18 protein-coding genes are annotated in these 25,491 nt (G+C 71.9%); 5 read left to right on the forward strand and 13 right to left on the reverse strand.

From position 1 onward, the window contains the following. Nucleotides 1–30: 30 nt before the first annotated feature. The 6 genes from ACIRR8_RS16160 to ACIRR8_RS16185 all read right to left on the reverse strand — a co-directional run bounded on the left by ACIRR8_RS16160 (nt 31) and on the right by ACIRR8_RS16185 (nt 13,118). Nucleotides 31–1,911 (reverse strand): GMC oxidoreductase, encoded by a 1,881-nt coding sequence (locus tag ACIRR8_RS16160; protein WP_404064554.1) that lies wholly within the window; start codon nt 1,909–1,911, stop codon nt 31–33. Between the two features lie 52 nt (nt 1,912–1,963). Beyond that, the gene (locus tag ACIRR8_RS16165; protein WP_404064557.1) at nt 1,964–3,580 is read right to left on the reverse strand and encodes a succinic semialdehyde dehydrogenase; all 1,617 of its coding nucleotides are present in this window, start codon (nt 3,578–3,580) and stop codon (nt 1,964–1,966) included. Between the two features lie 243 nt (nt 3,581–3,823). Continuing rightward, entirely contained in the window at nt 3,824–5,518 is a 1,695-nt protein-coding gene (locus ACIRR8_RS16170) for a serine/threonine-protein kinase (RefSeq protein WP_404064560.1), read from the reverse strand. A gap of 144 nt (nt 5,519–5,662) precedes the next feature. Beyond that, complete coding sequence (locus ACIRR8_RS16175) at nt 5,663–8,749, reverse strand: protein kinase (protein WP_404065486.1); 3,087 nt, start codon at nt 8,747–8,749, stop codon at nt 5,663–5,665. A gap of 221 nt (nt 8,750–8,970) precedes the next feature. After that, nucleotides 8,971–11,160 carry a serine/threonine-protein kinase gene (locus ACIRR8_RS16180; protein WP_404064563.1) on the reverse strand — a complete coding sequence of 730 codons (2,190 nt, stop codon included), beginning with the start codon at nt 11,158–11,160 and terminating at the stop codon, nt 8,971–8,973. A gap of 251 nt (nt 11,161–11,411) precedes the next feature. Then, the gene (locus ACIRR8_RS16185; protein ID WP_404064566.1) at nt 11,412–13,118 is read right to left on the reverse strand and encodes a glycerol-3-phosphate dehydrogenase/oxidase; all 1,707 of its coding nucleotides are present in this window, start codon (nt 13,116–13,118) and stop codon (nt 11,412–11,414) included. Between the two features lie 246 nt (nt 13,119–13,364). Between ACIRR8_RS16185 and ACIRR8_RS16190 the strand changes: the two genes are divergently transcribed. After that, nucleotides 13,365–14,627 carry a nucleotide sugar dehydrogenase gene (locus ACIRR8_RS16190; RefSeq protein ID WP_404064568.1) on the forward strand — a complete coding sequence of 421 codons (1,263 nt, stop codon included), beginning with the start codon at nt 13,365–13,367 and terminating at the stop codon, nt 14,625–14,627. A 154-nt stretch (nt 14,628–14,781) separates the two neighbouring features. Then, on the forward strand, nt 14,782–15,408 hold the full coding sequence (locus ACIRR8_RS16195) for a hypothetical protein (RefSeq protein WP_404064571.1): 627 nt from the start codon (nt 14,782–14,784) through the stop codon (nt 15,406–15,408). Nucleotides 15,409–15,491: 83 nt separating this feature from the next. Here the strand turns inward: ACIRR8_RS16195 and ACIRR8_RS16200 are convergent, their stop codons facing one another. The 4 genes from ACIRR8_RS16200 to ACIRR8_RS16215 all read right to left on the reverse strand — a co-directional run bounded on the left by ACIRR8_RS16200 (nt 15,492) and on the right by ACIRR8_RS16215 (nt 19,829). After that, the gene (locus ACIRR8_RS16200) at nt 15,492–16,616 is read right to left on the reverse strand and encodes a GuaB3 family IMP dehydrogenase-related protein (RefSeq protein WP_018490868.1); all 1,125 of its coding nucleotides are present in this window, start codon (nt 16,614–16,616) and stop codon (nt 15,492–15,494) included. A gap of 106 nt (nt 16,617–16,722) precedes the next feature. Beyond that, nucleotides 16,723–18,225 (reverse strand): IMP dehydrogenase, encoded by a 1,503-nt coding sequence (gene guaB / locus ACIRR8_RS16205; RefSeq protein ID WP_404064575.1) that lies wholly within the window; start codon nt 18,223–18,225, stop codon nt 16,723–16,725. Between the two features lie 129 nt (nt 18,226–18,354). Continuing rightward, nucleotides 18,355–18,930 (reverse strand): sigma-70 family RNA polymerase sigma factor, encoded by a 576-nt coding sequence (locus ACIRR8_RS16210; RefSeq protein ID WP_356836762.1) that lies wholly within the window; start codon nt 18,928–18,930, stop codon nt 18,355–18,357. Between the two features lie 287 nt (nt 18,931–19,217). Next, nucleotides 19,218–19,829, reverse strand: coding sequence for a response regulator transcription factor (locus tag ACIRR8_RS16215; protein WP_003948568.1), 612 nt, complete (start codon nt 19,827–19,829; stop codon nt 19,218–19,220). Nucleotides 19,830–20,280: 451 nt separating this feature from the next. Here ACIRR8_RS16215 and ACIRR8_RS16220 point away from each other — a divergent pair, with 451 nt between their 5' ends. Beyond that, nucleotides 20,281–20,622: a WhiB family transcriptional regulator gene (locus ACIRR8_RS16220; RefSeq protein ID WP_026238029.1), complete on the forward strand. Its 342-nt coding sequence runs from the start codon at nt 20,281–20,283 to the stop codon at nt 20,620–20,622. Between the two features lie 93 nt (nt 20,623–20,715). Here ACIRR8_RS16220 and ACIRR8_RS16225 read toward each other — a convergent pair whose 3' ends face one another. Beyond that, on the reverse strand, nt 20,716–21,606 hold the full coding sequence (locus ACIRR8_RS16225) for a LysR family transcriptional regulator (RefSeq protein WP_404064579.1): 891 nt from the start codon (nt 21,604–21,606) through the stop codon (nt 20,716–20,718). Between the two features lie 80 nt (nt 21,607–21,686). Here ACIRR8_RS16225 and ACIRR8_RS16230 point away from each other — a divergent pair, with 80 nt between their 5' ends. Together ACIRR8_RS16230 and ACIRR8_RS16235 are read left to right on the forward strand one after the other, a co-directional pair. Continuing rightward, a complete protein-coding gene (locus ACIRR8_RS16230) occupies nt 21,687–22,379 on the forward strand; it encodes an MOSC domain-containing protein (RefSeq protein WP_404064581.1) in 693 nt (230 codons plus the stop codon). Between the two features lie 10 nt (nt 22,380–22,389). Next, a complete protein-coding gene (locus tag ACIRR8_RS16235) occupies nt 22,390–23,163 on the forward strand; it encodes an SDR family NAD(P)-dependent oxidoreductase (RefSeq protein ID WP_404064583.1) in 774 nt (257 codons plus the stop codon). A gap of 99 nt (nt 23,164–23,262) precedes the next feature. Here the strand turns inward: ACIRR8_RS16235 and groL are convergent, their stop codons facing one another. Continuing rightward, nucleotides 23,263–24,888: a chaperonin GroEL gene (gene groL / locus ACIRR8_RS16240; RefSeq protein ID WP_018510538.1), complete on the reverse strand. Its 1,626-nt coding sequence runs from the start codon at nt 24,886–24,888 to the stop codon at nt 23,263–23,265. Nucleotides 24,889–24,988: 100 nt separating this feature from the next. Continuing rightward, on the reverse strand, nt 24,989–25,297 hold the full coding sequence (groES, locus tag ACIRR8_RS16245; RefSeq protein ID WP_030084405.1) for a co-chaperone GroES: 309 nt from the start codon (nt 25,295–25,297) through the stop codon (nt 24,989–24,991). Nucleotides 25,298–25,491 lie beyond the last annotated feature (194 nt).

Consider the following 25,491-nt stretch of genomic DNA (forward strand, 5'->3'; position numbering starts at 1 on the left):
CGGCTCCCCGAACAGTTGTCCTCCGCAAGATCACGGATTGGGTACGGGGGTGTTCCCGACGCCCTTCACCTCGGTCCCGGCCTCCGCCGTCCCCTTCGGCGGGACGACGGGGATGCCCAGGAACGGCAGCTTCAGCGCCGCGAACGCGTCCTTCGGCACGGCCGGCGCCAGCGGCTCGACCGGGGTGAGGCGTTCGTAGGCCCCGCCCTGCTCCGGCCTCGGGTCCGCCTCGCCCTTGTTGGGCCAGAGCGACATGGCGCGCTCGGCCTGAGCGGTGATGGTCAGCGACGGGTTGACGCCCAGGTTGGCGGAGATCGCCGAGCCGTCGACGACGCTGATGCCGGGGTGGCCGTAGAGGCGGTGGTACGGGTCGATGACGCCTTCGTCCGCGCTCGCGCCGATCGGGCAGCCGCCGAGGAAGTGGGCGGTGAGCGGGGTGCCCATCAGCTCACCGACGTTGGAGCCGGCGAAGCCGTTGATCTCCTCCGCGAGGAGCGAGGCGCTGCGCGTGGCCTCCGGGATCTGGGTCGGGTTGGGCGCGCCGTGGCCCTGGCGGGCGGTGAGCAGGCCTTTGCCGATGCCGCCCGGTTTGCGGTACGTGGTCAGCGAGTTGTCGAGCGACTGCATGACGAGGCCGATGATGGTGCGTTCCGACCAGTGGTGGTTGGAGAGCGAACGCGCGGCGAGCGTGGGGTGCTTGACCATGTTGGCGAGCCAGCCGCGCACCCGGTGGGCCCCGTAGGGCACCTGGAGGATCGACATCGCGCCCATGGCGTTGGAACCCTTGCCGTAACGGACCGGCTCGATGTGGGTGTTGTCGTCGGGGTGGATCGAGGAGGTGATCGCGACGCCCTGGGAGAAGTCGGCCTTGGCGGTGCCGTGCTTCCTGCGGTAGCGGCGGTCGCTGGTCTGGGAGCCGACCAGCGCCTCGGAGTTGGTCCGGGTCAGCTCGCCGAGCTTCGCGGAGAGCCGGGGCAGCAGGCCGCGGTCCTTCATGGAGTGCAGCAGGGTCTGGGTGCCGTACGTGCCGGCCGCGACGACCACCTTGCGCGCGCGCAGCCTGGTGGGCTTCGCCTTGCGGCGGCGGTCGGTGGGGACGGTGAGGACGCGGTAGCCGCCCTCGGGGTCGTCGGTGACCGCGACGACGGAGGTCATGGGGTGGATGACCGCTCCGGCCCGCTCGGCGAGGTGGAGGTAGTTCTCGTTGAGGGTGTTCTTCGCTCCGTGGCGGCAGCCCGTCATGCACTCGCCGCACTCGGTGCAGGCCTTGCGGGCGGGTCCGGCGCCGCCGAAGTACGGGTCGGGGACGGTGTCGCCGGGCTTGGCCTTCGCGGTGCCGTCGGCGTCCTTGCCGTCGCCGAAGAAGACGCCGACCGGGGCCAGGTGGAAGGTGTCGCCGACGCCCATCGCCTCGGCGGCGGCCTTGAGGTGGATGTCGGAGGGGGTCATGGTCGGGTTGAGGCGGACCCCGAGCATCCGGCGGGCCTGGTCGTAGTACGGCTTCAGCTCGTCCTGCCAGTCGGTGATCGCGGCCCACTGGCGGTCCTCGAAGAACGGCGCGGGCGGCACGTACAGCGTGTTGGCGTAGTTGAGCGAGCCGCCGCCGACCCCGGCGCCCGCGAGCACCATGACGTTGCCGAGCAGATGGACGCGCTGGATACCGAAGAGGCCGAGCGCCGGGGCCCACAGGTAGTTCTTCAGATCCCAGGAGGTCTTCGGGAGCGTGCCGGGAGTGAAGCGGCGGCCCGCCTCCAGGATGCCGACGCGGTAGCCCTTCTCGGTCAGCCGGAGCGCCGACACCGCGCCGCCGAACCCCGAGCCGACGACGAGGACGTCGTAGTCGTACGCGGCGTCGTCCTCGGCCGGCACATGGCTCACGGGCTGATTCTGGGCAGGGCTGTCCTGGGACATGGCGCTCCTCACTACGGAATCGGGGCGGAAGGACGGGGAACGGCGACGGCGCTCAGCGCAGCCGGAACGCCTTCATCGCCTTGAGGCTGCGGGTCATGAAGGCGGCGTGCTGTTCGTCGTCCATGCCGAAGGACGGGGCGAGCGGGATCAGCCGCTGCTGGGCGACGGTCTGTGCCTCGGTGTACTTGAGGATGCCTTCCGAGCCGTGGCGCCGGCCGAGGCCGGAGTCCTTCATGCCGCCCATCGGGGACTGGACGCTTCCGTAGGCCGGTGCGAAACCCTCGTTGATGTTGACGGTGCCGGTGCGCAGCCGGGCGGCGACCTGGTGGCCGCGCTTGGAGTCGGTGGTCCAGACGCTGGAGTTGAGGCCGTACGGCGTGGCGTTGGCCAGTGCGATCACCTCGTCCTCGTCGCTGAAACGGTAGAGGGAGACGACCGGGCCGAAGGTCTCCTCGGTGCAGACGGCCATCGGCGCCTCGACGCCGTCCAGGATGGTCGGCTCGTAGAAGAGCGGGCCGATGTCGGGGCGCGCGACGCCGCCCGCGACGAGCGTGGCGCCCTTCTCGACGGCCTCGGCGACATGCCGGCTGACCGTCTCCAGCTGCCGCTCCCCGACGAGGGAGCCCATGTCGGCGCCGTACGCGAGGGAGGCGCCGAGCCGCATGGCCTTGGTCCGGGTGGCGAAGCGCTGCACGAAGTCGTCGGCGATCGACTCGTGGACGTACAGCCGTTCGATGGAGATGCAGAGCTGCCCGGCGGAGGAGAAGCAGGCGCGGACGGCGCCCGCGGCGGCCTTCTCCACGTCGGCGTCCTTCAGGACGAGCATGGCGTTCTTGCCGCCGAGCTCCAGCGAGACGCCGACCAGGCGGGAGGCGGCGCCGATCGCGACCTCGCGGCCGGTGCGGGTGGAGCCGGTGAAGGAGACGTAGTCGGCGCGGCTGACGACCTCCGGGCCGACGACCGGACCCTCGCCGAGCACGACCTGGAAGACCTCGGCGGGCAGTCCGGCCTCGATGAGCAGGTCACGGGCCCAGAGCGCGGTGAGCGCGGTCTCCGTGTCGGGCTTCATCACGACCGCGTTGCCGGAGACGAAGGCGGGCAGCGCGTCGCCGACGGACAGCTCGAAGGGGTAGTTCCAGGGCGCGATCTGGCCGACGACGCCGCGCGGCTGGCGCAGCTCGGTGACCTTGGTGAGGGTCGGGATCACCCCGGTGTGGCGGCGCGGCTTGAGGTAGGCGGCGGCCCTGCGCCCGTAGTGGCGGGCGGCGACGGAGACGGCCTGGACCTCCTCATGGGCGTGCAGGCGGGCCTTGCCGGTCTCCAGCTGGATGAGGTCGAGCACCTCGGACTGGCGGCTGAGGACCAGGTCGTGGAAGCGCAGGAGGATCGCGGCCCGCTGCCGTACGGGGGTGGCGGCCCAGGCGGGCTGGGCGGCGCGGGCCCGGTCGAAGGCGGTGGCGACGTCCTCGGGGGTGGACTCGGGCAGGTCGGCCAGCTTCTCGCCGGTGAACGGCGAGTGGTTGGCCGTGCGGCCCGATCCGACGACGCCGCGGATCAGCTGCGCGATCACCTCGGGGGTGACCACGTCGGCGGCGGTGCGCACGCCGGCGGGGGCGACCGCGACGGGGTTCGTACCGAGGGGGGCGTCAGGGGCCTGCGAGTCCGTCATGAGGCCGAGAGTATGTCCAGCCGCACCCTTTGGGTACCCGTGGGTAACAGTTTTTCACAGGACCCGACGCCCACCTCGGACCGTCCAGCCGATCGAGCCAGTGATCGCTGGCGGCATAACCGCTGATCAGGGCCTATACGGAGGCGTGAGCGGCCATGCCGTGGTCCGCCGCGCCGAATTTCGGCCCTCGGCGTACACCGAAGGGCGCGGCGGCCGCTCAGCCCTGCTCCCCCCGGCGCCCGCTCAGCCCTGCTCGCCCGGCGCCCGCCAGCTGCGCAGCATGATGTCGAACTTCTCGCGGCTGGCGTCCCAGCCCTCCTGCGGCGCGGTCAGATACAGCGCGTACTCGGGGCCGCCGGAACCGCCGTAGTACATCTGGTCGATTCCGTGCCGGGGCCCCGGGTGATCCTTGGTCTCGTGCCAGGTGAACTCCCAGAGCGAGCCGGGCCGGTCGCGGAAGGTGTTCTTCTCCAGCACGATCCGCTGGTACCCCGGCAGCCGCTCCGCCAGTTGCTGCTCCATGTTCCGCATGTGCAGATACGGATGGTCGAAGTCCGGGTCCGGGTCGACGCTGATCCGGATGCGGTGGGCCCCGCCGTCCGGCGTGTAGTCGATCTGCCCGTCGTTCACCTCGCGCGTCCAGTTCTCCGGTACGACGAGGCTGAAGCCCGCCGGATCGTCGACCCGGCGCCAGCCGTCGGGTATCTCGGGCGCGGGCGTGGTGGGAGCGGGCGGGGACGTCCGGGGGGTGCCGGACGTGGTGGGGGTGGGGGTGGTCGTCCGGCCGCTGGCCGAGGCGCCCTGTCCGTACTTCATCGCGGCCAGCCCGCCCGCGCCCCCGAGGATCGCCGCCGCGACGACCACGACGAGGACCGTGCGCCAGCGCCGGGAGCCGGCCCGCCGGGTGACGGGGGCGGAGCCGGGGCCGGTGAGGGGGCCGGTGGCGGGGAGGTGCGGGGGGCCGGTGGCGGGGAAGTGCGGGGGGCCGTCGGCGCCGGGCGTTCCGGGGATCCGGGCGGTGGAGCCGTCCGGGCCCGCGTATCCGTACCGGCCCTCCTCCGTGACCCGTTGCGTCGGCACGTACTCCTGGGCCGCGCGCGGCTGCCGGCCCTCCATGGCGTCCAGCAGCATCTGCTCGGTCTCGGCGGCCGTGGGCCGGCCGGCCGGGTCCTTGCGGAGGAGCGCGGTGATGACGGGTCCGAGCGGACCGGCCTTGACGGGCGCGGGCGGTTCCTCGGTGACGACGGCCTGCATGGTGGAGATCGGGGACGTGCGCCGGAACGGCGATCGGCCCTCCACCGCGGTGTACAGCGTGGCGCCGAGCGACCAGAGGTCGGAGGCGGGTCCCGGGTCGCCGCCGCGTACCCGTTCGGGCGCCAGATAGTCGATGGAGCCGACCAGTTCACCGGTTCTGGTGATCGTGGAGTCGCCTTCGATCGCGGCGATCCCGAAGTCGGTGAGGAGCACCTGCCCGCTCCGGGCCAGCAGGACGTTGCCGGGCTTGACGTCCCGGTGCAGCACTCCGGCGCTGTGCGCGGCGCGCAGCGCGCTCAGGACGTGCAGGCCGATCCTGGCGGCCTCGCGCGGCGCGATCTCGCCCTTGGCTTTGGCCTCGTCGGCGAGCGAGGGCCCGTCGACGTACTGCATGACGATCCAGGGCCGCTTGTCGTACTCGATCACGTCATGGACGGTGACGACGCCGGGGTGCGTGATGCGGGCCGCCGCGCGTGCCTCCTTCTGCGTACGGGCGTGCAGGACGAGCCGGTCGGCCTCGGCGACGTACAGCCCGGCGGTCAACTCCTTGACGGCGACCGTGCGGTGCAGCACCTCGTCATGGGCGCGCCAGACCTTGCCCATGCCGCCGCGGCCGAGCTCCTCGCCCAGCCGGTAACGCCCCGCCAGCACCAGTCCCGCGGCCGTGCCTTGTGATCGGTCCACCTGTGTCCCCGCCCCCGTTCCTCAGCTTGCCAGATTACGGAGCGCGGGCGGCGGGACGGAACGGGGGATCGCCCACGAGACCGCACTGTGATGGTTGTCGACATCGCACAACGGCCCTGGCGGCCGACCCACGATGACGTGTGGTCAGGCGTTGACCCGGTAGGAGGCGATGGCCTGCTGGTAGATCTCGGTGACCTTGTCGCGTTCGTTCTCCGGGCCGATGACCTGGACGATGTGGTAGCGGCCGTCGACGATCATGGCCAGGTTGCGGACGTAGACCTCGCGGCCGCCGCTGTCCTGCCAGGTGAACTGCCCTTCGGCCATGGCCTGTCGGCCCACGTCGACCCGGCGCAGCCCGGAGGAGGTGGCCCAGCTGGAGTCCCGGAACGGCTGGAGCTCGGGCTGCTTGACCCGCTGGTAGTCCAGCGGATCGCTGCCGCCCTCCTTCACGGTGTCCCGGCCGGGCACGACGAGGAGCGTGAACCCGTCGCTGCTGTAACGGATCTGACGGTCCGCGTTGGCCGGGCTGCGCTGCCAGCCCTTCGGTACGCCGACCTCGAAGCCCTCCGCGTCCTTGCTGAGCGTGTAGCCGGGGGCGAGCGCGACGGCGGAACGGCTGGTCTGCGGCTGCTGGGAGCCGGGGTCGGAGCCGGCGCCGTCGGAGGGTGCGGGTGAGCCGGAGGCGGCCGGTGGTGGCGCGGCGGAGCCGGTGGGCTGCCCCGGCGCACCTTGTCGGGACCCGGTCTCCTGCTTGGGCATGAAGAGGAAGGCGTACGTGATGGCCGCGGCCATCAGCAGCAGGATGAGGATCAGCAGCAGCCGGCCGAGGTGGCGCGGCGAGCGCCCGTCGCGCGGCCGGGAGGGCTCGCGCAGCACCCGGGGGCCCTTGGGCTCGCGCGGTGCGCGGGACGGGCGGGACTCCCAGGCGTCGGCCGGGTGGGCGCGGCCCTGGTCGGGACCGGGTGGCAGCAGCGACTCGTGGCGCGGCGGTGGCTGCCGCAGGTCGTGGCGTTCGGCGGCGCGCTGCTTCTCCAGCTGCTGCCGCTGCCGCTTGCCCTGGCGGTGGCGGCCGTGCGCCGAGCCGCCGCCGAACCGGCCACGGCGCCTGCGGACCAGCTCGCCGCGACGGCGTACGACGGGGAGCCGGGTGGCGTCGGGCGCGGGCAGCGGGACGACGTCGGTGCCCGCCTCCGGCTCGGGCGCGGACCGCACGAGCGAGCGCAGCCAGCCGCGCAGCTCCTCGAAGTCCGGCCGCTCGGTGGGGTCCTGGCGCAGCAGCGACTCGACGACGGGCCGCAGCGGGCCGCACTCCTCGGCGAAGGCGGGCGGCTCGGCGCAGACCATCTGGACGAGCTCGGCCGCGCTCTCCTCCGGGTAGGGCGCGTGGCCCTGGACCGCACGGTAGAGCAGCGCGCCGAGCGCCCACAGGTCGGTGGAGGGACCGATGGGCGGCGCGAGCTGCCAGTTGTCGTGGACCGGACCGGCCTGCTCGGGCGCCCAGCGCTCGGTGACGGGCCCGACGACCGCGATCCGGGCCTGCCGGGCGCGCTCGGCGGCGAGCGGAGTGGCGGGGCCTCGGTAGACGGCCGTCTTGACGCTGCCCGCGACGGCCTCCTCCCAGGTGGAGGAGGGGGCGCGCTCGGCCGGAAGGCGAGGGGCCGGGGCGAGGGACGACTGGCCGGGGCGGCGGGAGTCGGCGCGCAGCGCGTCCGCGCCGGAGCCGCCGGCGGGAACGGGACGGCCGGAGCCGGGCCCGTCGTCCCAGGTGCCCGCGAGATGGACACGGCGGGGCGGACGGGGGCCCTCCTCGTCGTCGTCCTCGTCCTCGTCGTCGTAGGGGTCCTCGGGCGGGCCGCCCCAGGGGCCGGTCAGGCGGGGGCCGGGGAGGCCCGGGGTGGCGGGGGCGCCGGGTTCGGAGCGCTGCGGAGGGAGGACGCCGGTCGCTCCGGCTTCGGGCGCCGGAGGCTCGGGGGCCGAGGGTTCGCGGGCCGGGGGCTCGGCCTCCTCCTTCGCGAGGTTGGCCGGAGTGGTCCCGGCAGCCTGCTGACGGTCCTCGGTGACCCGGGCGGCGGCGCGCGCACCGGCCCGGTAGGCGGCGATGGCCCCGGCACGGGCAGCCCGCAACTGGGCGGCGCTCGCGGCTCCGGGCTCGGCGGGGGGCCGGGGCGTGGGGGTGTAGGGCACGGCGGGCGTGGCGGGACGCGGAACGAGCTCCTGGCCGCCGGGGGTGCCGTGGGCCTCTTGTCCTTGGCCCTCGCTCCGGTCATCCGGGCGGCGGACGTGGTCCTGCGGCTGGGCCCGCACATACGGCGGTACGAGCGGGAGTTCCTGGCTCTCGTGGCTGTCGGCCGACGGCGGCAGGGCGTAGGCGCCACGGCGGTCCGGCGCGCCCGACAGCTCCACCGGCTCGTCGGCGTCGACCGTCTCGACGACCGGTATCCCGAGCGTGTCATCGGTGTTACCGACCCCGGGCCCCGCATAGGCCCCAGGCGCCTCGTACGCCCCCGGTCGGCCACCGTACGTCTCCGACGCCCCTCCGCCGTACGACTCCGACCGCTCTCCGTACGGTTCCGACCCGTCGCCGTACGCGTCCGAGGTGCCGCCGTACGACTCCGCGCCCGCCACCGGCTCCTCGTCGGGCAGCGGCTCGGGGGCGTATCCGCAGAGCGCCTCCTCGGCGGCGCCCGCCGCCAGGCCGGTGAGCATCACGCGGCCGTCGTCGCAGACCAGGACCGTGCGGACGGTGATGTTCCGGTGGGTCCAGCCGTGCGCGTGGAGCACCCGCAGGGCGGTGAGCACGTCGGAGCCGATCTCGGCGGCCCGGAACGGGTTCAGCGGGCGTTCGGCGAGGAGCGCGGCGAGCGGGCGGGCGGCGACGAGCTCGCTGACTATCCAGAGCGAACCGGCCTCGGCGAACACGTCGAAGACCTGGTCCAGCCGCGGATGGTCGGGCACCTGAGCGGCGGCCTGCGCGGCCTCGATCGCCCGCCGGACCGCCGGCTCCGTACTCCGCCGCACCGCCCGCCCGGTGATGCGCCCGCCCGCCGAGGCCCGGCCGTCGGCGTCGACCACCTCGGCGTCCACGATCTCCGGCAACGGCACCTGGCGGACCAGGACTTCCTGACCGCTGTATGTGTCGAACGCCCGGGTCTCGACCAGTTCGTACCCGTCGGACGGCGGCAGCGGAAGGCGGTAGCGGTCGGCAAGCACCCGACCCGCGTAGTCGTCCACGACGCCTCCCCAGAGCGCGCTGTTCCCCCGGCCAGCTGTTCCGGCCATCTGTTCCGTACGAATCAGCCGGTTCAGTCAATTACGGTCGTTCGGTGGGCAATTGACCCACTGTTCCGGCTGCGTACGGTCTCCGTCGTCTTACGATACGTGGCAACGCGCGCAGACGGGCCGGGTCGCGCCAACCCGGCCCGCCCAATACGTACCAAGCGGCCTTCCGACGCTCACTTCGTGGGCGTGAAGGTGGCGTGCGCCGTCTCGCGCAGGGTGCGGCACTCGTCGCCGTCCCACTCGTCGGCCTTGCAGCTGACCATGATCGAGTAGCCGCGCTGAGCGTCGACCTTGAAGCCGCGGTTGAGCACCCGGACCCGGACGCCGTTCTGGGTGCGCTCGAACGTCCAGTCCGCGACGGTCGGATAGCCGTTGTAGTCGACCTTCTCTATGCCGATGTGCTTGTAGTTGTCGCTGAGGAGCCTGACGCTGGCCACGGCCCCGCTCCAGGCGGCGGCCGCGTCGTCCTTGGGAGAGCCGTTGAAGTCGACCTGGACCCGGGGGAAGCCGCCGCGCTCGGCGTTGTAGATGCCGCCGGAGTTGGAGCCCGCTATGGCCGTGCGCCGGAAGGTGTCCGGCATCCCCATGGTGAAGTGGAAGCGGTCGTCGGAGATCTCTTTGTACCCAGCGGGCAGGCCGCCGCCGCCCGGCTCGTCGGTCTTCGAGTCGTCCCCGGCGGGGTCGTCCGCACCCGGGTCGTCCGTCTTCGGGTCGTCCGTAGCCGGGTCTCCGGACGGGTCGCCGGACGGGTCGCCGGACGCCTTGCCGTCCTCGGTGCCCTGGCCCTCCTTCTGACCGCCGCCTTCGCCCTCTCCTTCCGAGCCGCCTGCCGCGGCTCCGGCCGACGCCGCGGTGTCGCCCTTGCCGGCGCCGGTCTTGTCGTCATCGCCGCCCAGCGTCAGCGCGAGGACGGTGCCGAGGATCGCCAGCACGACGACGGCAGCGATGATCGCGAGCGTGCGGCGCGGCACGACATCGGTGATCGAGGCGCGAGTGGTGGCCGGTGAGGTCGGCGGTCGCTGCGGAGGTACGGCCGCGCCCGACGCGGCCCCGGAACCCGCCGGTCCGGCCGCCGCCCCGGGGCCGGCGGCCAGAACGGTGGTGACCGCCGGGCCGGACGCCTTCGCGGCCTTGCCGCCCGGAGCGCCGGGAGGGGTGGCGGGCTTGGGCGGAGCGACCGGAGAGCCACCGGTCGCAGCGGAGGCTTGAGAGGCCTGGGAAGCAGGCGCCTGAGCAGTGGAGGCCGGGGACGCCGAGGCCGCCGCCGCACCGGCCGCACCCGCCGCGAGACCGGACGCCGCCTTCGCACCCCGTACGGAACGGAGCGCTCCGCGCAGCCGGTCCCGCGTGCCCTCACCGGCACCGGACTCGCTCGACGCACCGGCCGGCTTCGGCGGCTTGGCGGTCTTCGCCGCCTTCGCGGCCCGGCCCGCGCCCGGCTCTGCGTCGGCGGGGACCACCGGAAGCGCCATGACCTGCGTGGAGTCGGCGGGCGGGACCGCGGGCGTGTCGGGAGCGTTGATCACCTTGTTGAGCAGTGCTCGCGCCCCGGCGTCGTCCAGCCGCTGGTCCGGGTCGCGGGCGAGGAGCCCGTAGATGACCTCGGTCAGCGGGCCCGCGTTCTTCGGCGGGTCGAGCGGCTCGGTCATCACGGCCGTCAGGGTGGCGATGGCCGAGCCCTTGTCGTACGGCGGGCAGCCCTCGACGCTCGCGTACAGCAGACCGCCGAGCGACCACAGGTCGGCGGGCGGTCCGGGCTTGTGGCCGCGGGCCCGCTCCGGCGAGATGTACGAAGGGGCGCCGACGAGCATGCCGGTGGAGGTGACCGAGGGGTCGCCCTCCACCTGGGCGATGCCGAAGTCGGTGAGGACCACGCGGCCGTCCTCGGCGATCAGCACGTTGGACGGCTTCACATCGCGGTGCAGGATGCCCTGGCGGTGGGCCGAGCGCAGCACGTCGAGGATGGCGAGCCCGACCTCGGCGGCCCGCTTCGGCGTCAGCGTGCCGTCCTCGCGGATGACTTCGGCCAGCGACTTGCCTTCGACCAGCTCCATGACGATCCACGGGCGGTCGTCCTCGTCGACCACGTCGTAGACGGTCACCGCGCTGTTGTTGCGGATCCGTGCGATCGCCTTGGCCTCACGCAGCGTGCGCGTGATCAGCCGACGCTTCTCGTCCTCGTCGATGGCGCCGGGGAACCGCAGTTCCTTCACCGCCACCGTGCGGCCGAGCGTCTCGTCGTCGGCGCGCCAGACCGTACCCATGCCGCCCCGGCCGAGCACTCCCCCGAGCCGGTAGCGCCCCGCGAGGAGACGACCGTTCTTGTCCCCTTGGGGCTCCCGTGCCTGCTCCGCCTCCGACATGCGTCCCCTCTGCGATCAACCCGCCCTGGCAGAGCGTTCATTGTCCCTCACCCCGGGACCGGTCCTGGTGCCGGGTCCGGGCTCCGCCGCGATGCGAGCCGGAGAGGGAATATCCCACAGCCTCCTACCAACCCGGCCTCCCCGTCCAGCGCCGAGCGGGCGGCCACCGCCCCGGAACGGGGCCTCCGCCTCTCAACTGACCGAGGGGTCAAGGGCGGTGACCACCCGGGTGAACGCCGGCCGGCCCCTGGTCAGATCGGCACGATGTCCGGCGCTCCGAGCCGGGCCGCGTCCGCCGTGAGGTCGTCGGGCTGCCGCTGCGACTCACGCTCGGCCTCCACCCGCTTCTCGTAGTGCTCGACCTCCCGGTCGATCCGGTCCTCGTCCCAGCCGAGCACCGGCGCCATCAGCTCCGCGCAGAGGCGGGCGCTGCGGGTGCCCCGGTCGAAGGTCTCGATGGAGATCCGGGTGCGGCGGGTCAGCACGTCGTCGAGGTGGCGGGCGCCTTCATGGGAGGCGGCGTAGACGATCTCGGCACGGAGATAGTCGTCGGCGGCGGGCAGCGGTTCACCGAGGGTGGGGTCGGCGAGGATCAGCTCCAGAATTTCTTCCGTCATTGAGCCGTACCGGTTGAGCAGGTGCTCCACCCGGACGACATGGAGCCCGGTCCGGTCCGCGATCCTGGCCCGCGCGTTCCACAGGGCCTTGTATCCCTCGGCGCCGAGCAGCGGGGTGTCCTCGGTGACACAGGCGGCGACGCGCTGGTCGAGCCCGTGCACCGCCTCGTCCACCGCGTCCTTGGCCATGACCCGGTACGTCGTGTACTTGCCGCCCGCCACGACGACGAGGCCGGGAGCCGGATGGGCGACGGTGTGCTCGCGCGACAGCTTGCTGGTGGCATCGGACTCACCGGCCAGCAGCGGGCGCAGCCCGGCGTAGACGCCTTGGACGTCGTCCCTGGTCAGCGGGGTGTTGAGGACGGAGTTGACGTGCTGGAGGAGGTAGTCGATATCGGCGCTGGAGGCGGCCGGGTGGGCCTTGTCCAGGTCCCAGTCGGTGTCCGTGGTGCCGATGATCCAGTGCCGGCCCCAGGGGATCACGAAGAGGACGGACTTCTCGGTGCGCAGGATGAGGCCGGTGGAGGAGTGGATGCGGTCCTTGGGGACGACCAGGTGGATGCCCTTGGAGGCCCGGACGTGGAACTGTCCGCGCTCGTTGATGAGCCCCTGGGTGTCGTCCGTCCACACGCCGGTGGCGTTGACGACCTGCTTGGCCCGGACCTCGTACTCCCTGCCGCCCTCGACATCCCGCACCAGCGCGCCGACGACCCGCTCGCCCTCGCGGAGGAAGCCGATGACCCGGGCGCCGTTGGCGACCTGGGCGCCGTACGAGGCGGCGGTGCGGACGAGCTCGGTGACGAAGCGGGCGTCGTCCATCTGGGCGTCGTAGTACTGCAGGGCGCCGACCAGGGCGTCCTTCTTGAGTGCGGGGGCGACGCGCAGTGCGTGCTTGCGGGAGAGGTGGCGGTGCACGGGCAGGCCGCGGCCGTGGCCCGAGGAGACCGACATCGCGTCGTACAGCGCGACGCCGGAGCCAGCGTAGAACCGCTCCCATCCCTTGTGCTGCAACGGGTAGAGGAAGGGCACCGGCTTCACCAGGTGCGGGGCCAGCCGCTCCAGGAGGAGGCCGCGCTCCTTCAGCGCCTCGCGCACCAGCGCGAAGTCGAGCATCTCCAGATAGCGCAGCCCGCCGTGGATCAGCTTGCTCGACCTGCTCGATGTGCCGGACGCCCAGTCGCGCGCCTCGACCAGGCCGGTCGAGAGCCCTCGGGTGGCGGCGTCCAGCGCCGTCCCCGCACCGACGACGCCCGCCCCGACGACCAGCACGTCCAGCTCGCGCTCGGCCATGGCGGCGAGCGCGGCGGTGCGCTCGCCGGGTCCCAGTGTCGCTGTCCTCACTGCTGCCTCCCGGTGGATCAGGGTGGTCGGACACGGGAGTGCCACCCGGCCTAGGAGCCGGCCGCCCGTGTCCACCCTTCGATTCTGTCCGCGCTCCCCGACTTCAGCCACCGCCTGTGGACAACACTCGGACGACAGGCGTCACGCAATGCGACATATAGGTCATATTTACGCCTAGTCTGACATTGCACTGTCCACAGCAGTTGCGCTTTCAGCTCTCCGGTCTTAGGGAAGGCGGCCTTCGACATGCCCGCAGACCTCGCCGTCATCGGACTCGGCCACCTCGGCCTCCCCCTGGTCCAGGCCGCCGTGGCCGCCGGGATCGACACCGTCGGCTACGACACCGACCCGCGCCCCGTCGCCGAACTGCGCGCGGGCCGCACGCCCGTCGAAGGCTCCCTCACCGCGTCCGAGATCCGCCGCATGCTCTCCGGCGGCTTCCGCCCCACCACCAGCGCCGCCGAGCTGGGCCGGGTCCGTACCGCCGTGATCTGCTCCCCCACCCCCCTCGGCCCCGACGGCACCGTCGACCTCACCGCACTCCGCGACGCCGCCCGTGCCCTGGCCGCCCGGCTGCGCCCGCACACCACCGTGCTGCTGGAGTCCGCCGTACCTCCCGGCACCACCGAGAACGTCCTGCGCCCGCTGCTCGAAGAGGGCTCGGGGCTCACCGCCGGGCGCGACTTCCACCTCGCCTGCTCCCCCAGCCGGCTCGACCCCGGCAACCGCACCCACACCTACGCCTCCACCCCCAAGGTCATCGGCGGCCTCACCCCCGCCTGCACCGAGTCGGCCGCCGCCTTCTACGGCCGCCTCACCGACAAGGTCGTCCGGGCCAAGGGGCCGCGCGAGGCGGAGATGACGAAGGTGCTGGAGACCAACTTCCGGCACGTCAACATCGCGCTGGTCAACGAGATGGCCGTGGCCTGCCACGACCTCGGCGTCGACCTGTGGGACGTCATCCGCTGCGCCGAGACCAAGCCCTTCGGGTTCCAGCCCTTCCGCCCCGGTCCCGGCGTCGGGGGCCACGGCGTCCCGGTGGACCCGGGCTGCCTCCCGTACAGCGGCCGCACACCCGGCCACCCGCTGCGGATGGTCTCGCTGGCGCAGGAGATCAACGACCGGATGCCGCGGTACGTCATCCAGCGCTGCGCCACCCTCCTGAACGAGCACGGCAAGTCCGTGCGCGGCGCCCGCGTCCTGCTGCTCGGCGTCACCTACAAGCCGGACAGCGCCGACCAGGAGGCCGCGCCCGCCCGCGAGATCGCCACCCGGCTGATGGACATGGGCGCCCAGATCGGCTACCACGACCCGCACGTCCTGGACTGGCGGGTGCGCGAACTCCCGGTCCCGCGCGCCGACTCGCTGTACGAGGCGGCGGCCGCCGCCGACCTGACCGTGCTGCTCCAGCACCACCGCACCTACGACCTCCAGGGCCTCGCGGTGAAGGCCCAGCTCCTCCTGGACACACGGGGCGCCACGCCGGCGGGGGCCGCGCACCGGCTCTGACCATGCGTACCGGCCAGCAACACAGGTGCATATCGGCCATCGGATAGCTAGTGACCAATTTGGCTGCGTACTGCTACCGTGCGGCGTCACAGAGCGCACACGTGTTCGCGTCAAGAACCGCAGCTGCGCATTTCGCCCCAGGGGGAGAACCACCGTGAGCCAGCCCGTGCAGCCGCCGAACCAGCCCCAGCAGCCGTACGGAGGCCAGCCCGTCGACGGCAACCCGTACGCCGCCGGACCGGCCGCCCCCGCCCCCGCGGCCCCGACGGGCAACCCCTACGGCGAGCAGCCCCAGGCCCCCACCGGCAACCCCTTCGCGAACCCGCAGGGCCAGCCCGCCCCGTTCGGCGGCGGCGCCCCCTTCGCCCCGGCTCCCCCGGTACGCAACGGCCTCGCCCTCGGCGTGCTCGTCGCCCTCGGCGCGGCGATCGTCGCGTCCATCCTGTACGGCGTACTCCTCGGCTCCATCGAGCGCGAGTTCGGGTACGCGGCGATCGGCGTCGGCTTCCTCGTCGGCTTCGCGGCGGGCAAGCTCGGCGGCGCCAACCCGGTGACCATCGCCGCGGCCGCCGTCTTCTCGGTCGGCGCCGTCTACTTCGGCCAGCTCATCGGTTACGCCATGGTGATGGCGAACGTCGCCCATGTCCCGTTCTCCGAGGTGTTCTTCGACCACTTCGACGCCGTGACGAGCGCCTGGAAGGAAGAGGCCGACTTCATGCGGTACCTCTTCCTCGGCCTCGGCGCGCTCGCCGCCGTCGGTGGCGCCAAGAAGGCGAACTGACACTTCGCGGGATGCAGACGGAAGGGCCCGTACCGCCACTGCGGTACGGGCCCTTTCCGATCACGTACGAGCGTACGGGCGGGTCAGCGGCGGTGCTGCGAGTCCGCCACCGTCACCTCGACGCGCTGGAACTCCTTGAGGTCGCTGTAGCCGGTGGTGGCCATCGCGCGGCGCAGGGCGCCGAAGATGTTCATCGAGCCGTCCGGGGTGTGCGAGGGGCCGGTGAGGACCTCCTCCGTCGTCCCGACCGAGCCGAGGTCGACCAGCTTGCCGCGCGGCACGTCCTCGTGGACGGCCTCCATGCCCCAGTGGCGGCCGCGGCCCGGGGCGTCCGTCGCGCGGGCCAGCGGGGACCCCATCATCACGGCGTCGGCGCCGCAGGCGATGGCCTTCGGCAGGTCGCCGGACCAGCCGACGCCGCCGTCCGCGATGACGTGCACGTACCGGCCGCCGGACTCGTCCATGTAGTCGCGGCGGGCGCCGGCCACGTCCGCGACGGCGGTGGCCATCGGGACCTGGATGCCGAAGACGTTGCGCGTGGTGTGCGCGGCGCCGCCGCCGAAGCCGACGAGGACACCGGCCGCGCCGGTCCGCATCAGGTGCAGGGCGGCGGTGTACGTGGCGCAGCCGCCGACGATGACCGGGACGTCCAGCTCGTAGATGAACTGCTTGAGGTTGAGCGGCTCGGCGGCGCCGGAGACGTGCTCGGCGGAGACCGTCGTACCGCGGATGACGAAGATGTCCACCCCGGCGTCGACGACGGCCTTGGAGAACTGGGCGGTGCGCTGCGGGGAGAGCGCGGCGGCGGTGACGACACCGGAGTCGCGCACCTCCTTGATGCGCTGCCCGATCAGCTCCTCCTGGATCGGGGCGGAGTAGATCTCCTGGAGCCGGCGGGTCGCCGTCTCGACCGGCATCTCGGCGATCTCGTCCAGCAGCGGCTGCGGGTCGGCGTGCCGGGTCCAGAGCCCTTCCAGATTCAGGACGCCCAGGCCGCCGAGCTCACCGATGCGGATGGCGTGCTGCGGGGAGACCACGGAGTCCATGGGAGCGGCCAGGAACGGCAGCTCGAAACGGTAGGCGTCGATCTGCCAGGCGATCGAGACCTCCTTCGGGTCCCGGGTGCGGCGGCTCGGCACGACAGCGATGTCGTCGAATGCGTAAGCCCGGCGGCCGCGCTTGCCGCGCCCGATCTCGATCTCAGTCACGATGTGTGGCCTTTCCCTCTACGTCTGCGCTGACCAGTATCCCCGACACGCGCCTGAGGGGCGGACCGGAGTTCCCGGTACCGCCCCTCGGTGACGCGCCGCCGCGTTACTTCCGGCTGTAGTTCGGTGCTTCCACCGTCATCTGGATGTCGTGCGGGTGGCTCTCCTTGAGGCCCGCCGAGGTGATCCGGACGAAGCGGCCCTTGCTCTCCATCTGGTCGACGGAGGCGGCGCCTACGTAGCCCATGGTCTGGCGGAGGCCGCCGACGAGCTGGTGGAGGACATTGGCCAGCGGGCCGCGGTAGGGCACCTGGCCCTCGATGCCTTCGGGGACGAGCTTGTCGTCGGAGGAGACCTCGCCCTGGAAGTAGCGGTCCTTGGAGTACGAACGGCCCTGGCCGCGCGACTGCATGGCGCCCAGCGAACCCATACCGCGGTACGACTTGAACTGCTTGCCGTTGATGAACATCAGCTCGCCCGGCGACTCCTCGCACCCGGCGAGCAGGCTGCCCAGCATGACGCTGTCCGCGCCGGCGGCGAGCGCCTTGCCGATGTCGCCGCTGTACTGCAGACCGCCGTCGCCGATGACCGGGACACCCGCCGCACGGGCGGCGAGCGCGGCCTCGTAGATCGCGGTGACCTGCGGGACGCCGATACCGGCGACCACCCGGGTCGTACAGATGGAGCCGGGTCCGACGCCGACCTTCACTCCGTCGACACCGGCGTCGATCAGCGCCTGGGCGCCGTCGCGGGTGGCGACGTTGCCGCCGATGACGTCGATGGAGACGCTCGACTTGATCTTCGCCATCCAGGCGAGGGCGTTGCTGTTGTGGCCGTGCGAGGTGTCGACGATGAGGAAGTCGACCCCGGCGGAGGCGAGCGCCTGGGCACGCTCCAGCGCCTCGGGGCTGGCGCCGACGGCCGCGCCGACCAGCAGCCGGCCTTCGGCGTCCTTGGCGGCGTTCGGGTACTGCTCGGCCTTCTTGAAGTCCTTGACCGTGATGAGGCCCTTGAGGATGCCCGCGTCGTCGACCAGCGGCAGCTTCTCGATCTTGTGGCGGCGGAGCAGCTCCATGGCCTCCACGCCGGAGATGCCGACCTTGCCGGTGACGAGCGGCATCGGCGTCATGACCTCCCGCACCTGGCGCGAGCGGTCCGACTCGAAGGCCATGTCGCGGTTGGTCACGATGCCGAGCAGCTTGCCCGCGGCGTCGGTGACCGGCACACCGCTGATCCGGAACTTGGCGCAGAGCGCGTCCGCCTCGCCGAGCGTGGCGTCGGGGTGCACGGTGATCGGGTCGGTGACCATCCCGGACTCGGACCGCTTGACCAGGTCGACCTGGTTGACCTGGTCCTCGATCGAGAGGTTGCGGTGCAGCACGCCGACGCCGCCCTGACGCGCCATCGCGATGGCCATCCGGGACTCGGTCACCTTGTCCATGGCGGCCGAGAGCAGCGGGATGTTCACGCGGACGTTGCGCGAGATGAGGGACGAGGTGTCGACCGCGTTGGGCAGGACCTCTGACGCGCCCGGCAGCAGCAGCACGTCGTCGTATGTCAGCCCGAGCGTCGCGAACTTCTCAGGCACTCCGTCGACGTTTGCAGTCATGACACCTTCCCCAAATGGTCTTGATCGGTGCGGATGTCCATGCTAACGGGCTCCACGGGTGTCTCATTCCACGATCAAGATCAGTCAGGCGTTCTGTAGTTTCCTACGGGCCGTCCTGCCGGATGTGTCCTACTGCTCGGCCAGCGCCCGCAGCCGGCTGAGCGCGCGGTGCTGGGCGACCCGGACCGCACCCGGGGACATGCCGAGCATCCGCCCGGTCTCCTCGGCCGTCAGCCCGACCGCGACCCGCAGGACCAGCAGCTCGCGCTGGCTCTCCGGAAGGTTGGCCAGGAGCTTCTTGGCCCAGGCGGCGTCGCTGCTGAGCAGGGCGCGCTCCTCCGGGCCGAGGGAGTCGTCGGGCCGCTCGGGCATCTCGTCGGAGGGGACGGCGGTGGAGCCGGGGTGGCGCATCGCGGCGCGCTGGAGGTCGGCGACCTTGTGGCCGGCGATGGCGAAGACGAAGGCCTCGAAGGGCCTGCCGGTGTCCTTGTAGCGCGGCAGCGCCATCAGGACGGCGACGCAGACCTCCTGCGCGAGGTCCTCCACGAAGTGACGGGCATCACCGGGCAGCCGGTTCAGCCGGGAGCGGCAGTAGCGCAGGGCCAGGGGGTGGACATGGGCCAGCAGATCGTGCGTGGCCTGCGCGTCGCCGTCGACGGCCTGGTGCACGAGGGCACCGATCGCCGTTGTCTCGTCGTCGCGCATCGGACCATGGTGCCCTGATGCCTCACGGTCCGCTCCATCGCGTCCCGAGTTGTGCACCGAAGCGTTATGAGCGGGTGCGCCGGATGTCATGTCCTGCGCCCTCCCCTTCCGCTCGACCGAATCGTTCCCACCGTTTCCGAGGAACTCCACGACTCAAGGATGCGTCATCGGCCGGGAAGCGTCACACGGCGCCGTCGTCGGGCGCCCGGATCCGGGGTCGTACCGCTGATGACCCGTCCCGTCACCCCGTCCGCCGGCCTGCGGACGGGGGCGGTCCGGGCCGGGCGTCAGCGGACCAGCCCCCAGCGGAATCCCAGGGCCACCGCGTGGGCGCGGTCCGAGGCTCCGAGCTTCTTGAACAGCCGCCTGGCGTGGGTCTTGACCGTGTCCTCGGAGAGGAACAGCTCACGGCCGATCTCCGCGTTGGAGCGGCCGTGGCTCATGCCTTCGAGCACCTGGATCTCCCGCGCGGTGAGCGTGGGGGCCGCGCCCATCTCGGCGGACCGCAGCCGGCGCGGGGCGAGCCGCCACGTCGGGTCGGCCAGCGCCTGGGTGACGGTGGCCCGCAGCTCGGCGCGGGACGCGTCCTTGTGGAGATAGCCGCGGGCACCGGCGGCGACCGCGAGCGCGACACCGTCCAGGTCCTCGGCGACGGTCAGCATGATGATCCGGGCGCCGGGGTCGGCGGAGAGCAGCCGCCGGACCGTCTCCACGCCTCCCAGACCGGGCATGCGTACGTCCATCAGAATCAGATCCGAACGGTCGGCCCCCCAGCGGCGGAGGACTTCCTCGCCGTTGGCCGCCGTGGTCACGCGCTCGACACCGGGCACGGTGGCCACCGCGCGACGGAGCGCTTCTCGGGCAAGCGGGGAATCGTCGCAGACGAGCACGGATGTCATGACCGGCCTCCGCAGCTGATGCGCGTCACCTTGAGCCTCCAGGCTGATACAAGTCGTCACCTGTGCGGTTGACCCCTTCGGACATGTGCCCGACCTCGTTCTCCGTCAACCGCATCCGCCCTCTTAACGATGGTCACTCGAAAGAGTTACGGGTCGGACCTTCGGGTTCGGCACTCTACGTGAGGGCCCGTACACGGAGGAGAGCGACGCGGGTGATTCACCCGTCAACCGGATCTTCACTCCCCGGCTTGCCCTATTTGGCGAGATTTCTTCCCTTTTAAGGGTGTCTGTGGCTAGATTCGCAAACAGTCATATTTACATCTACTAGCACCGCAGATGTACGGTCGAGACTCAGGTCACCGAAGAGACGATCGCCGATCACGGACCGCCGGTTCACCGGCGGTCGAGGATGCCGCTTCCGACGCAGCACGGCTTCGAGGGGACAAGCGCAATGGCAGATTTCTCCCGCCTTCCCGGACCCAACGCAGACCTGTGGGACTGGCAGTTGCTCGCCGCCTGCCGAGGCGTCGACAGCTCCCTGTTCTTCCATCCCGAAGGTGAGCGCGGCGCCGCCCGCAGCGCTCGTGAGACCTCCGCGAAGGAGGTGTGCATGCGGTGCCCGGTACGCGCCGAGTGCGCGGCCCACGCCCTCGCCGTCCGGGAGCCCTACGGAGTGTGGGGCGGCCTGACCGAGGACGAGCGCGAGGAGCTCATGGGCCGGGCCAGAACCAGACTGATCACCGCGGCGCCCTCCGGCGCCACCACCGCCACCACGGGCTCCCGCCCGACCTGACACCCGGCAGCCCCGGTCGAACGCAGAAACGTTTCTTTGACACAGATCCCCAGCAGTACGGCCCCCAGCCCGCCGTCCCCGGCAGCACGCCCCTCAGCGCGCGGCCGCCAGGGACAGCTGGTCCAGGGTGGCCGCCACCGCCGGAACCCGGGCCAGGTCCGGCAGCGTGAGCGCCACGATCTCCCGCTCGATCGCGGGCTCCACGGTGACGGTCCGCGCACCCTTGGGCCGTACCGACTCGACGGCCAGCTCCGGCAGGACCGCGACCCCGAGTCCGGCCCCCACCAGGCCCATCACCGCCGGGTAGTCGTCGGTGGCGAAGTCGATCCGGGGCGTGAAACCGGACGCCTCGCAGACCTCCACCAGCTGGCGGCGGCAGCGCGGGCAGCCGGCGATCCAGGACTCGTCGGCCAGCTCGCCGATGGAGACGCCCTCCGCTTCCGCCAGCCGGTGGCCGTCCGGGACCAGGCCGATCAGCCGGTCGGTGAGGAGCGGCCGGACCACCAGGTCGTCCCACTCGCCGCCGGAGGCGCCGTACCGGAAGGCGAGCGCGATGTCGCAGTCGCCGTCGCGCAGCAGGTCGACCGAGCGCGGCGGTTCGGCCTCGACCAGCGAGACCCTGGTGCCGGGGTGCTCGGCGCGCAGAGCTGCCAGCGCGCCGGGCACCAGGGTGGAGCTGCCGCTGGGGAAGGAGACGAGCCGGACCCGGCCGGCCCGCAGCCCGGCGATGGCGGCGACCTCCTCCTCGGCGGCGGTCAGCCCGGCGAGGATGCCGGAGGCGTGCCGTACCAGCGCCTCGCCCGCCTGGGTGAGGCGCATCTCGCGGCCGGTGCGGATCAGCAGGGTGGTGCCGGCGGAGGACTCCAGGGCCTTCATCTGCTGGCTCACCGCGGGCTGGGTGCAGCCGAGTTCGCGGGCGGCGGCGGAGAACGAGCCGGTGGTGGCGACGGCGCGCAGGACGCGGAGGTGGCGTGCTTCGATCACGCTCCCACCATAAGAGCTTCTTGGGTGAGAGGCGAATTAATGATGTACCCCTTTGAGGGTTGAGCCATTAGCGTGACCGTATGAGATTGCTGAGCGTGAATGTCGGCCGCCCTGCTCCTCTCCCCTCCGCCGGTGGTCCCGGCGGTCTGAGCGGGATCGACAAGCGGCCGTACGAGGGGGCCGTGCGGGTCTCGGACCCCGGCCCCAAGGGCACGGGCGGCAGTGGGCTCGCCGGGGACGCGGTCTGCGATCTGCGCCACCACGGCGGCAGCGACCAGGCGGTGTACGCCTTCGCGCGGGAGGAGCTGGACGCGTGGGAGCGGCAGCTGGGCGGCCGGGAGCTGGCCAACGGCTCGTTCGGCGAGAACCTGACCACCGCCGGGGTCGATGTGAGCGGCGCGCTGATCGGTGAGCGGTGGCGGGTGGGGCCGGAGCTGCTGCTGGAGGTGACGTCCGGACGCATCCCGTGCCGGACCTTCGCCGACCACATCGGTGAGGAGAAGTGGGTGCGGCGGTTCACCCGGGAGGCGGTGACCGGCGCGTATCTGCGGGTGATCGAGCCGGGCACGATCCGGGCCGGCGACCCGGTCGAGATCGTGCACCGCCCGGACCACGAGGTGACCGCGGCCCTGCAGTTCCGGGCCGTCACCACCGAGCGCACCCTGCTGCCGTCCCTGCTGGCCGCCGCGCCGGCCCTGCATCCGGAGGCGCTGCGCACGGCCCGGGAGTACGTGGCGGCGGGCGGTGGTTCCGGCGCGGGCGCGGGGCACTAACGTGCCGCGTATGACGACTGCACTGATCACGGGCGCGACGGCGGGTATCGGGGCGGCCTTCGCGCGGCGGCTCGCGAGCCAGGGGCACAACCTGGTGCTGGTGGCCCGGGACACCGCCCGGCTGCGCGAACAGGCCACCGAACTGCACGACCGGCACGGCATCGAGGCCGAGGTGCTGCGCGCCGACCTGTCCACGGACGCCGGGATCGAGGCGGTCGAGAAGCGGCTCGCGGACCGTACGCACCCGGTCGACCTGCTGGTCAACAACGCCGGGTTCGGCAACAAGGGGCGCTACCTGGAAGTGCCCATGGCCGACGAGCTGACGATGCTGAAGGTGCACTGCGAGGCGGTGCTGCGGCTGACCTCGGCCGCCGCCACCGGCATGAAGGAGCGCGGCCGGGGCGGGGTGATCAACGTGGCGTCGGTCGCGGCGTTCGTGCCGCGCGGCACGTACGGCGCGTCCAAGGCGTGGGTCGTGCAGTTCACCCAGGGCGCGGCGAAGGACCTGGCCGGGTCGGGGGTGCGGCTGATGGCGCTCTGCCCTGGCTTCGTCCGTACGGAGTTCCACGAGCGGGCCGGGATGGGCACCGGCAACATCCCGGGGTGGATGTGGCTGGACGCGGACAAGCTGGTGGCCTCGGCCCTGGCCGACCTGGCCCGCGGCCGGACGGTGTCGGTCCCCGACCCGCGCTACAAGGCGCTGATGGGGCTGGTCAAGGTCACGCCGCGTGGCCTGCTGGGCGGTGTCACCTCGCGTACGGGGCGCAAGTACGGGCCCCAGTGAGCCCATGCGGGTACGGGCCCCGGCAGGCCCGCGTACGCACCGAGGCCCGGTGCCCCCGCGACGGGGGTACCGGGCCTCAGGCGTACGGAAAGCTGCGTACTAGTGGGAGTGGCCGTGGCCGCCGTGACCGGCGTCGGCCTCTTCCTCTGCCGGCTTCTCGACGACCAGGGTCTCGGTCGTGAGCAGCAGCGACGCGATGGACGCGGCGTTCTCCAGGGCGGAGCGGGTGACCTTGACCGGGTCGATGACGCCGGCCTTGACCAGGTCGCCGTACTCGCCGGTGGCGGCGTTGAAGCCCTGGCCCTTGTCGAGCTCGGAGACCTTGGAGGTGATGACGTAACCCTCCAGGCCGGCGTTCTCGGCGATCCAGCGCAGCGGCTCGACGGCGGCGCGGCGGACGACCGCGACACCGGTGGCCTCGTCGCCGGTCTTGCCGAGGTTGCCCTCCAGGACCTTCACGGCGTGGACGAGGGAGGAGCCACCGCCGGAGACGATGCCCTCCTCGACCGCGGCGCGGGTGGCGGAGATGGCGTCCTCGAGGCGGTGCTTCTTCTCCTTGAGCTCCACCTCGGTGGCGGCACCGACGCGGATGACGCACACGCCGCCGGCCAGCTTCGCGAGGCGCTCCTGGAGCTTCTCGCGGTCCCAGTCGGAGTCCGTGGACTCGATCTCGGCCTTGATCTGGTTGACGCGGCCCTTGACGTCGTCGGCGTTGCCGCCGCCGTCGACGATGGTCGTGTCGTCCTTGGAGACGGTGACGCGGCGGGCGGTGCCGAGCACGTCCAGACCGGCCTGGTCGAGCTTGAGGCCGACCTCCTCGGCGATGACGGTCGCACCGGTGAGGGTGGCGATGTCGCCGAGCATGGCCTTGCGGCGGTCGCCGAAGCCCGGGGCCTTCACCGCGACGGCGTTGAAGGTGCCGCGGATCTTGTTGACGACGAGGGTGGAGAGCGCCTCGCCCTCGACGTCCTCTGCGATGATCAGGAGCGGCTTGGAGCCACCGGACTGGATGACCTTCTCCAGCAGCGGGAGCAGCTCCTGGATCGAGCCGATCTTGCCCTGGTGGATCAGGATGTACGGGTCGTCGAGGACGGCCTCCATACGCTCCTGGTCGGTCACCATGTACGGCGACAGGTAGCCCTTGTCGAAGGCCATGCCCTCGGTGAACTCCAGGTCCAGACCGAAGGTGTTGGACTCCTCGACGGTGATGACACCGTCCTTGCCGACCTTGTCCATCGCGTCCGCGATGAGCTCGCCGACCTGGGTGTCCTGCGCGGAGAGCGCGGCCACGGCGGCGATGTCGGACTTGTCGTCGATCGGGCGCGCGGTCGCGAGGAGCTCCTCGGACACGGCCTTGACGGCGGCGTCGATGCCCTTCTTCAGGGCGGCCGGGGAGGCGCCGGCGGCGACGTTGCGCAGGCCCTCGCGGACGAGCGCCTGGGCCAGGACGGTCGCGGTGGTGGTGCCGTCACCCGCTACGTCGTTGGTCTTGGTCGCCACCTCCTTGACGAGCTGGGCACCGAGGTTCTCGTACGGGTCGTCGAGCTCGACCTCGCGCGCGATGGTGACACCGTCGTTGGTGATGGTGGGTGCGCCGAACTTCTTGTCGATGACGACGTTGCGGCCCTTGGGGCCGATCGTCACCTTGACCGTGTCGGCAAGCTTGTTGACGCCGCGCTCAAGGGCGCGACGGGCGTCCTCGTCGAACTTCAGAATCTTCGCCATGGGCTGTACTTTCCCTCTCAAAATGAACTGCGCCCCTCGCCGCCCGGCTAGTTGTTACGCAGGGGGCCAGGGGCGCAGAACACAGGCAAACGTGGGTGAATTACTTCTCGACGATCGCGAGGACGTCGCGGGCCGAGAGGACGAGGTACTCCTCGCCGCTGTACTTCACCTCGGTGCCGCCGTACTTGCTGTACAGGACGACGTCGCCGGTCTTGACGTCGAGCGGAAGACGCTCGCCGTTCTCGAAGCGGCCCGGGCCCACGGCGAGGACGACGCCCTCCTGGGGCTTCTCCTTCGCGGTGTCCGGAATGACCAGGCCGGAGGCCGTGGTCTGCTCGGCGTCGAGCGGCTGGACCACAATGCGGTCCTCAAGCGGCTTGATCGCAACCTTGGAGCTGGTGGTCGACACGATCCGGTCTCCCCCTTCGGAGATCTCACGGGGTTTAGCAGTCAGTGGGCGGCGACCAGACCGATCCGTCGTCGCGGGTGCCGGACCTGCCCTGTCGCACAGTGTGGTGCTGGCACTCCCCAGGGGGGAGTGCCAGCACTGAGACTATGACCGCGATTAGCACTCGGTCAAGCGGAGTGCCAATTCACCACCCT

Origin of the sequence: Streptomyces sp. NPDC101178 (genome assembly GCF_044767965.1) — a bacterium.
In the GTDB taxonomy this organism is placed as follows: Bacteria; Actinomycetota; Actinomycetes; order Streptomycetales; family Streptomycetaceae; genus Streptomyces.

Coding starts and splice junctions, on each gene's coding strand:
- ACIRR8_RS16215 (WP_003948568.1), bottom strand. CDS start 19,829: ATGACATCCGTGCTCGTCTGCGACGATTCCCCGCTTGCCCGAGAAGCG.
- ACIRR8_RS16190 (WP_404064568.1), top strand. CDS start 13,365: ATGCCCGCAGACCTCGCCGTCATCGGACTCGGCCACCTCGGCCTCCCC.
- ACIRR8_RS16220 (WP_026238029.1), top strand. CDS start 20,281: ATGGCAGATTTCTCCCGCCTTCCCGGACCCAACGCAGACCTGTGGGAC.
- ACIRR8_RS16235 (WP_404064583.1), top strand. CDS start 22,390: ATGACGACTGCACTGATCACGGGCGCGACGGCGGGTATCGGGGCGGCC.
- ACIRR8_RS16165 (WP_404064557.1), bottom strand. CDS start 3,580: ATGACGGACTCGCAGGCCCCTGACGCCCCCCTCGGTACGAACCCCGTC.
- ACIRR8_RS16210 (WP_356836762.1), bottom strand. CDS start 18,930: ATGCGCGACGACGAGACAACGGCGATCGGTGCCCTCGTGCACCAGGCC.
- ACIRR8_RS16230 (WP_404064581.1), top strand. CDS start 21,687: ATGAGATTGCTGAGCGTGAATGTCGGCCGCCCTGCTCCTCTCCCCTCC.
- ACIRR8_RS16160 (WP_404064554.1), bottom strand. CDS start 1,911: ATGTCCCAGGACAGCCCTGCCCAGAATCAGCCCGTGAGCCATGTGCCG.
- groL (WP_018510538.1), bottom strand. CDS start 24,888: ATGGCGAAGATTCTGAAGTTCGACGAGGACGCCCGTCGCGCCCTTGAG.
- guaB (WP_404064575.1), bottom strand. CDS start 18,225: ATGACTGCAAACGTCGACGGAGTGCCTGAGAAGTTCGCGACGCTCGGG.
- ACIRR8_RS16180 (WP_404064563.1), bottom strand. CDS start 11,160: ATGTCGGAGGCGGAGCAGGCACGGGAGCCCCAAGGGGACAAGAACGGT.